The 6,775-nt window shown below is 58.7% G+C and carries 5 protein-coding genes and 1 tRNA gene; 3 read left to right on the top strand and 3 right to left on the bottom strand.

What is annotated here, in order from left to right; genetic code table 11:
- Positions 1-1,754, top strand: a 1,754-nt coding sequence (locus ACH2EH_RS01170; RefSeq protein ID WP_395137991.1) for a M61 family metallopeptidase, incomplete at its 5' end; no start/stop codon positions are given.
- Positions 1,755-1,760: 6 nt separating this feature from the next.
- Here ACH2EH_RS01170 and greA read toward each other — a convergent pair.
- Entirely contained in the window at positions 1,761-2,255 is a 495-nt protein-coding gene (greA, locus tag ACH2EH_RS01165; RefSeq protein WP_395137989.1) for a transcription elongation factor GreA, read from the bottom strand.
- A gap of 180 nt (positions 2,256-2,435) precedes the next feature.
- Here greA and ACH2EH_RS01160 point away from each other — a divergent pair.
- Positions 2,436-2,509, top strand: a tRNA-Arg gene (locus ACH2EH_RS01160).
- A 77-nt stretch (positions 2,510-2,586) separates the two neighbouring features.
- Here ACH2EH_RS01160 and ACH2EH_RS01155 read toward each other — a convergent pair.
- Positions 2,587-3,519, bottom strand: a complete 933-nt coding sequence (locus ACH2EH_RS01155) for a hypothetical protein (protein WP_395137987.1) — start codon at positions 3,517-3,519, stop codon at positions 2,587-2,589.
- Positions 3,520-3,525: 6 nt separating this feature from the next.
- Entirely contained in the window at positions 3,526-5,007 is a 1,482-nt protein-coding gene (locus tag ACH2EH_RS01150) for a GMC oxidoreductase (RefSeq protein ID WP_395137985.1), read from the bottom strand.
- A gap of 213 nt (positions 5,008-5,220) precedes the next feature.
- Between ACH2EH_RS01150 and ACH2EH_RS01145 the strand changes: the two genes are divergently transcribed.
- Positions 5,221-6,775: DEAD/DEAH box helicase (locus ACH2EH_RS01145; protein ID WP_395137983.1), on the top strand; the 1,555-nt coding region annotated here is incomplete at its 3' end.

The raw sequence follows: 6,775 nt of genomic DNA, 5'->3' as shown, positions 1-6,775 counted from the left end.
CGCAGCCCCCGCTGAGCACACCCCCTCCTGCACAGATAGCCTACACAGTGCAGGTCGCGGAGGTGAGCCAGAAACGCTTCCATATCCAAGTACAGGCGGAGGGCTTACGCCGCGACACGATTACCTTCCAGCTTCCTGCCTGGACACCGGGTTGGTACGTCCTGCGAAGTAATGAGGGTAACCTCAGCAATTTCTCCGCACGCGGCCCTTCCCAGAAACCGCTACGCCTCCAGCAAACCGATGCCCGCACTTGGACGGTTACCACACAGGGAGCCTCCCGCGTGACTTTCTCCTACGATGTGCACGCCTCGGACACCGACTTTGGCTTCTTCGAGCCCTATCTTGACAGTGAGCACGGGTTTGTGCCCGGCCCCGCAACCCTGGCCTATGTCGCGGAGAGCAAAGAATCGCCTTGCACCATTACCTATCAGGTGCCAGAGGGCTGGAAAGTCGCTAGCGCAAACACGCCTGTTCCAGGAAAACCTGCCATGTTCTCCGCGCCCACCTACGATGCTCTAGCGGATCAGCCCGCCGAGCTTGGTAAGTTCACTCGGATAGATCGAACGCTGGGAGACGTGCCCGTCTCGGTCGTCATTGTGGGAGGCGATTCCGCACGCTACACCCGCTGGGCAGAGAGTGTCTTTAAGATCGCTCAAGCGGGAATCAAGCTCCTGGGGGGGGCACCTTTTGAGCGGTATATCTTCTTTTTTCACTTTGCACGTACCGAAAGCTTCACAGGCGGACTGGAGCACCTGAACAGCACGGTGATACGCCTGGATCCCAACACTCTGCGACAGCCAAGTCCTGAGAACCTCTCGATTGTCGCCCATGAGTTTGTCCATGCCTGGAATGTCAAGCGTCTTCGCCCCGCAGCGCTCGGCCCTTTTGACTACACGCGCGCCATCCGGGTGAAAGATCTCTGGTTTGCCGAGGGAGTGACCGACTACTTCGCACCACGCGTGCTCACCGAAGCCGGGCTAGCGTCCCAGCGGTTCTGGCTGGGCTATCAAGCCGAGCAGTTTACCCAGCTCATGACGAACCCCGCGCGGCGGCGGGTGACACTGGAAGATGCCTCCTCGAAGGTGTGGGAGAGCGAGGACGAGTCCCAGGGGTTTGGGGGGCTCTCGTACTACAACAAAGGGCTCGTGGTCGGGTTGCTCCTGGATATCGAGCTGCGGCAGAAAACCAACAACAAAGTTGGGCTGGAGGATGTTCTGAAGACCCTCCTGGCTCAGTGTGTGAAAACGGGCAAGGGCTACAGCGACGGTGAGATCGAGCGCGTGGCAACACGGCTCGCGGGAGCAGATCTCTCCGCCTTTTTTACCCGTGCACTCCGCTCCACGGACGAGCTGCCGATTGTGGAGCTTCTGGCGGCGGGGGGAATTCAGGCGGACGAGAGTGTCCGTAAAAATACGACCCTGGGCGTGACGTGGGACTTCTCCAATCCCAGTCAGGCTCGGATCGCCTCGGTGGAAGCCAACGGCCCCGCAGCGCAGGCGGGCTTGCAAAGCGGAGATGTGGTGCTTAGCCTCGGAGGCCAAGCACTCGACAGCCTGTTGGGAGGCGCTCTAACAGGCTACCAGCCCGGCGACCGCCTGACACTGACTTTCCGCCGCGCCGGTGCAATTCAGCAGGGAAGCCTGACCTTAGGAGAGGAAACAGAGCACTCCTATCGGTTGCGCCCTCTTCCCCGCCCCACACCGCTTCAGGCACGCATTCTTGCCAGCCTGAGCGGTACAGGATCGGGAAGCTAAGCGAAGCTACTTCGTAATCGAGATCACTTCGTAGCGGATGATGCCATCAGGCGTCTTTACCTCAACCGTATCGCCAATGCGCTTTCCTATAAGTGCTTTGCCAATGGGCGACTCATTAGAGAGAAAGTCCTGGTCGGGATCGGCTTCGTAGGATGATACTAAGGTGACAGTCCAGTCGTCGCCAAAGTCCTTGTCCTGAATCGTCACCACTGCCCCTAGGCCCACCCAGTCTGTCGGGATATCATCGTGCCGGAGCAGGCGCGCACGTGATAGGATTCCCTTGAGGTCGAGAATCCGCCCTTCGACAAATGCCTGAGCATTCTTGGCGGCCTCGTACTCCGCGTTCTCCGTGAGCTCCCCGTAGTCTTTCGCATCCTTGATTCGCGCTGCCACCTCGTGACGGTCTATTGTCACCAAGCGATCCAGCTCCTCTTCGATACGCTGTCGTCCCTGTGCGGTCAGAACGATATCTTCTTCTTGTATTTGTATTTGTGTTTCCATCGCCAACATTTGCGTGCCCCCCATGGGTTTCCCGGCCATTGCAGGAGACAATTCCCCTGCTAAATTCTTCCCTAATAGTACGGTGCAAGAGAAATAAAGTTCCCTCGAATTGCTACCAGAATAGGATTATTTTTTTCTGTCGTGATATAATCGGCGCACTAGTCGCGCGACTAGAGTTTTGGCTTCGTAGCTCAGCGGATTAGAGCATCGGTCTTCGGAACCGAGGGTCAGGGGTTCGAGTCCCTTCGAGGCCACTTTTTCTCTTTCTCTTCAGCTTGCTTCCCTCAGACAGTCAGAGATAAAAAAGGTTGCACAAAAGTTGTGCACCTGTTTATGGGGTAGCTTGACGTGGCCCGATGTACTCGGTGGCGATCACAATATCGTCGAACCAGATGGAGTTTTCCGGCTTAAGACGGCTCTTATTGCGGCGCAACGCTTCTTCTGTAACATAGTGCTCCAGCCAGAAATTATTGAGCTTGAGCGCGTTGCTCGTGCGCCAGCGGAAGCCCTCGAAGGGCTCGCCACCGGTCTCGGGGAGCGTGAAGCCCATGCCGGTCCAGGGGCCGCGCCGCACGCCGGGTGCGATATGCATTGCGAGCTTGCCGTCCAGCCAGAGCGCGAGCTCACCGTCGGACTTTTCGGGAGTTGAGTTGAGCTTGGTCATGAACTCGACACACTGCCAGCGGTCTTTAGGGACGAGCAATGGCGTGGTTGGCCCGATCCCTGCGCCCCAGAACTTACCGTCGGCGCTTTTTTTCATCTCGTGCCAGTAGGTGTAGAAGTTCCATGCACCAGGGGCAGCGAAGCGCCCATTGCCGCCGTGTGGCTCTATCCCCACCGAGAGCCTATCGTCGCCACTCGGTTTATGGCCCGCCTGCGGGTTGGGCCAGCGCACGGGTGGGTTGTGGCCTCCCATCCAGACAAAGTGGTGGATGTAGTCGGCATCGGGCTCGAAGCGCACATAGAAGCGGGCGTAGAGCGTCTCACTCGCACGCGGTAGAAGGGTAAAAAGATGCCCGCCATTGTTCTCGCCGAGTGTCGCCGTGATCTTCAGGACACGCCTGCCCGTGCTTTTGTCGGTCTCCAGCGCCAGGGGCTTTCCCGCTTTGTTACTGATATCCGACCACTTAGTCTTGAGCGCGGCAATATCCCCGCTCTCAAAGTCCTCGGTCAGGATCACCGACGTGTGTTTAGAGATGCCTTTATCGCCGGGGAACTTTGCCGCTAGCCCTTTACCCTCAAGAACCATCTCTAGGTGCGTCATAGAGCATTATACACAAGTACCTCGCTTCAAGTCCAAGGCGAGGCGCTCAGCGGCGCGCCATGAGAGCGCCATCGCGGTCAAGGTAGGCCGTTTCTCAGGGCAAGTGGTAAAGCAGCTAATGTCGGTGACCAAGACATTGGGCACCGTGTGCAGTCGGTTCCAGCCGTCGAGCATCCCAAATTCTCGGGAGTGGTGCATACGTACTGTGCCACCATAGTGAACCGACGAGCCTGGGCGCAGGAAGTTGGGTTCATGGACAATCTTGTTGTCGTAGCCCGCCGCCGAAAGAATTTCTTGCAGGTTCTTGCGAGCGAGGTTCATATTGGCTCGGATATCTTTGTCGTAGTCCATGCAAACACGAAGCTGTGGGCTCCCGAACGGGTCTTTCTTGTTTGAATCGGGTAGGGCAAAGTTATCGAGGGTGGGGATCATGCTTCCCATCACCTGAACGCCCAGCGCCCTGCTCGGCAAAGGAAGGCTGGCAAGAATCTGTTCCTTGGGGGATGCAGCCCCCAGGGTAAGCCCTGCCGCCAGTAGTGCGGGCGAGCCAAAGGGCCGCCGGGTCAGGTAGATACTGTTCGGGAGGCGTGCGATGGGCTTGCTCAGCTCAAGCGTACACCACTCGTGAGGGTGGTCGTGGAGGTAGCGCCCCAGTACCCCGTCACTATTGCCCAGCCCCTCGGGGAAGTCTGGGCAGGCAGAATCAAAAAGGAGCTTGGTCGAGTTGAGCGCCCCACAGGCCACCACAACTCCCCCCACCTCAATCCGGTGCTGCTCTCCCGTCGCCCGATCCTGGTAGAGCACAGACTTGACACGCTGCTTTGTGGCATCGTACTCCAGCCGGAGGACATGCGCCCCCGTATGAAGCTGAAAGTCTGGAGAGTTCAGAAGCGGCACGACTAGCTGGAGAAAGCTATTAAAAGCCGTTCCCCGCCACGCTGCCATCCACGGAGCACCGTGGGCGATGGGGGCGGGAATCAGAGCTTGTCCTCGTGCTCGTGCAACTTTGTCCACCCCCTGCCAAGCGCGTGGCAGATCGGAGTGATAGCGAAAATCCCCGCGTGGTGCGGTCGCAATATCCGTGCGTCCCCCACTCACTTCCAGGATACGCTCCACACGCTCATAAAATGGCACCAGCTCCGCGTAGTCAACTGGCCAGCGGTAGCAAGGGTCAAGTTGTTCGCCTTCCGTGAAGTCCTCAGGGGAGAAACGCGGCACGCCGCCTGTCCACTGGTTAGAGAGCCCCCCCGGATCCAGGTGCACCCACCACTCTATCTCGGGGTTACGCCCCACAGAGAGCGCCGCCCCACGCGGGTCAAGGGCTGGTTTTTTCCGAAAGATTGTCCGACCCATCGCACGAACCATAACACCATGAGGAAGCCGATCCCCAGACTCCAGCATCACTACGGAAATCCCTTGTTCAATCAGTACCTGCGCGGCCACCGCTCCCGTTGGCCCACTTCCAATCACCGCCACTGGTTTGCTCATCAATTTGACCTTCCAATACCTATCAAAGCCTATCGAACACTTATTGAAAAGCCTATGCAATTTGATTGCCATAGTGCAAAATAGTTATTTTTTTGAGTAAATTAATTCCTACGGGGAGCTTGTCTGCCCCTATTTGCTCCTATTTGCACCAGGGTTTCTCAGGGAAAAGAAGCCATTAGTGGCGATTCCCTTCGTTTAGAGATATACCATTCCGTGAAGAAAAACGATAATCCTAAACCAGGGAAGAAACCCCTGCCCTTCGGCGCGAAGCCGAACTCTCTCAAACCAGGCGCGCACCCTACGGCAAAAAAGCCAGCGGGCGACAAACCAAATTTTGCTGGCAAGCCTCCTTTTGCCCCTAAGACGCCGCGCGCTCCCAAGCCGGAGCTAGTCCAAACAGCCTCCGAAGAGACAACTGCGCCACGACCTAAGCCTAAAGTTCAGCCGACTGCCGCAGTAGAGGCTGTCGAGACACCCCTTCCTGGTTTTGCGGATCTCGGTCTGCCGGAAGCGCTGCTCGCAGCGATCACGGTCGCGGGCTTTGAGTCCCCCACTCCCATTCAAGCACGCGCGATTCCCATCTTGCTTGAGGGCAAGGACATGATCGGCCAGGCACAGACCGGCACGGGAAAGACGGCAGCGTTTGCGCTCCCGCTTCTCGCACGGATCAATCCAGACGCGCAAGGGACGCAAGCCCTCGTGCTGGTTCCCACCCGTGAGCTGGCGATTCAGGCGGCGGAGCAGATCCATAAGCTGGCCGGAAAGACGGGGCTACGTGTGGTTCCCGTCTATGGCGGACAGCCCATTGACCGGCAGTTCCGCGCCCTGATGAAGCCCCCCGCCGTCGTCGTGGGAACCCCTGGGCGTCTGATGGATCACATGCGGCGCGGCTCGGTCGCCCTGGACAAAGTCTCATTCTGCGCCATTGACGAGGCCGATGAGATGCTGGCCTTTGGCTTTGTGGAGGACATCGAGACGATTCTTGCGGCACTGCCCACGACGCGGCAGACGGCACTTTTTTCCGCCACGATGCCTCCCGCTATCGCCTCGCTGGTGAAAAAGTTCCTGCCCAACGCCCAAAAAGTGGAGATCACAGCCAAACAGCGCACCGTGGATACCGTGCGACAGGTCTACTACGAGGTCGCTCCCGGCAAGAAGCGCGAGGCGCTGGCGCGGATTCTGGACATGGAAACCCCCGGCCCAACCATTGTCTTCTGCCGCACCCGCATGGAGACCCAAGAGCTCGCCGAAACGCTGAGTGTGAGAGGCTACTCCGCCGAGCCGATCCACGGCGACATGGCGCAGTCCGAGCGCGACCGGGTGATGAAAAAATTCAAGGACGGCCAGGCAGATATCCTCGTGGCCACGGATGTGGCGGCGCGCGGGCTGGATATTGAGTCCGTGACCCACGTCATTAACTTCGACCTGCCCTTTGATGTCGAGCAGTACATCCACCGCATCGGTCGCACCGGGCGGGCGGGCCGTGAGGGCGATGCACTAAGCTTGATCGAGCCACGTGACCGTCGTAACCTGATGCGCTTTGAGTACCAGATCGGGGCCAAGATCACGCCTCTGCGGGTTCCCAGCGCCGCCGATATCGCCGTACGTCGCCGGGAAGTGTTTGCCACCAAGCTGGCCGAGCGCCTGGAGACGGGCGGCAGCTTTGAGGGACAGTACCCCATCGTCAGCGAGCTCTCCGAGACCCACGACATCGCCGATATAGCCGCCGCCGCGCTCCAGCTGTTGTGGGAAGCCACGTCAGCGGGAA

Source organism: Armatimonas sp. (assembly GCF_043760365.1).
Classification (GTDB): Bacteria; Armatimonadota; Armatimonadia; order Armatimonadales; family Armatimonadaceae; genus Armatimonas.
This window is presented reverse-complemented; position numbering and strand designations above follow the sequence as displayed.

Excerpts from the sequence above, each read along its gene's own strand:
- greA (WP_395137989.1), bottom strand. The coding sequence starts at position 2,255 with ATGGAAACACAAATACAAATACAAGAAGAAGATATCGTTCTGACCGCA.
- ACH2EH_RS01155 (WP_395137987.1), bottom strand. The coding sequence starts at position 3,519 with ATGACGCACCTAGAGATGGTTCTTGAGGGTAAAGGGCTAGCGGCAAAG.
- ACH2EH_RS01150 (WP_395137985.1), bottom strand. The coding sequence starts at position 5,007 with ATGAGCAAACCAGTGGCGGTGATTGGAAGTGGGCCAACGGGAGCGGTG.